The sequence below is a fragment of the Hydrocoleum sp. CS-953 genome, from assembly GCF_002260545.1.
Taxonomy (GTDB): Bacteria; Cyanobacteriota; Cyanobacteriia; order Cyanobacteriales; family Microcoleaceae; genus Trichodesmium.
The window spans coordinates 1-2,827 of record NZ_LGSU01000346.1 but is presented as its reverse complement, the minus strand read 5'-3'; the positions used below and the strand labels follow the sequence as shown (position 1 = coordinate 2,827).

2 protein-coding genes are annotated in these 2,827 nt (G+C 38.3%); both read right to left on the bottom strand.

Going from position 1 to position 2,827, the window contains the following annotated elements; translation table 11 throughout:
• Nucleotides 1-559: 559 nt before the first annotated feature.
• Entirely contained in the window at nt 560-1,621 is a 1,062-nt protein-coding gene (gene cobD, locus AFK68_RS03250) for a threonine-phosphate decarboxylase CobD (protein ID WP_094671574.1), read from the bottom strand.
• Nucleotides 1,622-1,634: 13 nt separating this feature from the next.
• Entirely contained in the window at nt 1,635-1,922 is a 288-nt protein-coding gene (locus tag AFK68_RS03245; protein ID WP_094671573.1) for an HU family DNA-binding protein, read from the bottom strand.
• Nucleotides 1,923-2,827 lie beyond the last annotated feature (905 nt).

Genomic DNA, 2,827 nt, shown 5'->3' with positions numbered 1-2,827 from the left:
GAATAATTACCTCTGGTTAAAACTGTACTTAATTAAATCAAGTACGGAAATCTTATTAATTGATAATGGATAGTGGATAATGAAAATTATCTCTAAGTTAAGGCTTGCTGATTAAATATAAAAACCTTTATCTGTAGATGTTTTAGCTTTTTTTCAGTCGAAAAAATTGCAAGCTTTTAGGTCGCTCAGGTTCAAAAAATTAGCATTTTAGGCAGATAAAGGCAGAAAAATCAAGGGAATATTCTTCCTCCTACCTCCTCTATAATTCCCCTAACTCCTGACTCCTGACTCCTCCCCTTACTACAAGACTTTTTCGGTTTGGAGACCGAACCCCTACTATGTAGATAAGGACAGAAAAATCACTCTTACCGAATAATTAAGGTTTAAAGCCTCTCATGATTAAGGAGAAACAATGAATTTACTTTCCTTTTATTCAATCCAATCCGTTTTAGGGAGAGGTAATTATCAATTATTGAAAATTCTTCCTCCTACCTCTCCTATAATTCCCGTTTATTCTGTAAGGGCGAATGGCCAGCAAGCCCCTACGACTCCTGACTCCTCAATTCAAAATTTCTGCTAAAGCATCAATTAACTTTTGATTCTCTTGTTGGGTACGGACAGCGACTCGAAAATAGCGATCGCCCAATTCTGGAAAACTCAAACAATCTCTAATCAAAATTTTATGTTGTTTGAGTAATTTTATCTGTAGCTGGTCAACGGATGTTTGAGAGTGGACTAATAAAAAGTTGGCTGCACCTGGATATGGTTGTAAACCCGGTAACTCCCTTAAACCTTGGAATAGTTGAGGACGAGCATCTGCTAACCAATTCCAAGTTTCCTGTTGAAATGCTTGGTCTTGAAGAACTCCTTGGGCCGCAGCTATGGCCAAGGTATTTACAGGCCAAGGGTCTCGCCATTTTTGCCATTTTTGGAGGCGTTCAGGATGAGAAATTACATAACCTAATCTTAATCCCGGTAAACTATAGAATTTAGTCAGAGAGCGTAAAATAACCAAATTCTCAAATTTTGTCACCAGTGGTACTAAGCTTTGAAGTTGGGGTGGTGGTAAGAAGTCCATAAATGCTTCATCTACCACTACCAAACCAAACTGTTCCAAATAAGGGACTATTGTTTCTAGCTCCATCAACATTCCCGTGGGATTGTGAGGATTATTGAGCAGCAGTCCTTTGTTTGTATCAGCTTCTATTTCCAACTGCTCTAATTTCCATTCCCCTATTGTTAGAGGAAATTCAACTACATTAGCTGTAAAAGTTTGCAGAGCGCGTCGATAGTCACCAAAAGCAGGCGCTACTAAATAAATTTTTTCCAGCTTTGACAATTCTAGAGCTGCCCAAGTTAATAATTCGGCTGCACCATTGCCAGGCAAAATCCACTCTGGAGTTAGAGGAGGATGAGTCAAACTAAGAGCTTTCCTTAACTCCTGATAATTAGGGTCTGGGTAAGCTCTAAGTTGACTGATATTAGTTTGAATGGCATTAATGGCAGAATCAGGTGGCCCTAGAGGATTAATACTAGCTGAGAAATCCAGAATAGCAGATATTTGACAACCTGCTATTGTGGCTGCCCAAGCTAAATTTCCTCCGTGTACTGGTTTAGTCAAAGCTGGATTCTATTTATTTACCGTTCTTGTCGGCGACTAACTCTTTGAAAGATTTACCCGCAGAAAAGGCTGGTACTGTAGTTTCAGGTATTTCCATTTTGTCACCTGTTTTGGGATTACGACCTTCCCGTGCTTTGCGTTCTCTTGATTCAAATGAACCAAAGCCAACTAGGGTAACTTTGTCCCCACTAGCCACAGCCTCCATGATAGCTTCTAGGGCTGCACTTAGTACAGCATCGGCTTGCTTTTTCGTAACGTCAGCTTTTTTTGCAATTTCGTCAACTAATTCACCTTTGTTCATTGAAATACTCCTTTTTTATTTGGACAAAACATTCTAGCAGGGTTTAGTTAGTAACCAGTAAATCTTAAGTTCAAGTCAGCAAAGTTTTGGGGTCTTGTGAGTAGGTTTTTCAGTTACTGGGCTTTTTGCTGTTAACTGTACCTTTTTATAATTCTTACCAAAACCTCAAACCTTTTGACTGATAATGTTTTCCCAGATTCTCTGGCATATCATAAGTGGCTGTCTTAGGCAAAACTTGATATTTTTTTTGCTGAAAACCCCATATAATCTAGCTTTCACTGGTTTATTCTAATCTCTGATTGGGTAATATGGAGCGGTAAAACCTTTAATTTATGTAGATTTCAAGACTTCTTTAACTTTTATTCATTTTTTTGGCCCAAAAACACTCTTCTAGGTTCATTAAGGGACTCTTTTTCTATATTAGAAATATCTCTCCATAGATATTGAGCCATAACTAGATCGATCTAGTTTTTCTGGCATTTCCTATCTCATTGTGTGAAGCACTCCAAGGTGAGGATTTTGAAGTCTGATTTTTTGCCTCATCTATTATTAAACAGGAAATTTCGTTGGTTCGTTGCCCCTGGTTTTCACTAGATAGTAACTATAACTAGATCGTCTGAGTATCGTCTGAGTTTTGATGGTGGGGAATATATCATTGCGTGAAGCACTCAAAAGTTAAGGTGTTTGAGTCTGACTATTTGCTCATCTATCATCAAACATGGAAATTAGTTGGTTCGTTGCGTCTGGTTTTCACCGGATGGTAACTCTAACTAGATCGTTTTAGTTTTTCTGGCATTTCCCATATCATTGTGTGAAGCACTCAAGGTGAGGATTTTGAAGTCTGATTTTTTGCCTCATCTATTATTAAACAGGAAATTTCGTTGGTTCGTTGCCCCTGGTTTTCA

Coding starts and splice junctions, on each gene's coding strand:
- AFK68_RS03245 (WP_094671573.1), bottom strand. CDS start 1,922: ATGAACAAAGGTGAATTAGTTGACGAAATTGCAAAAAAAGCTGACGTT.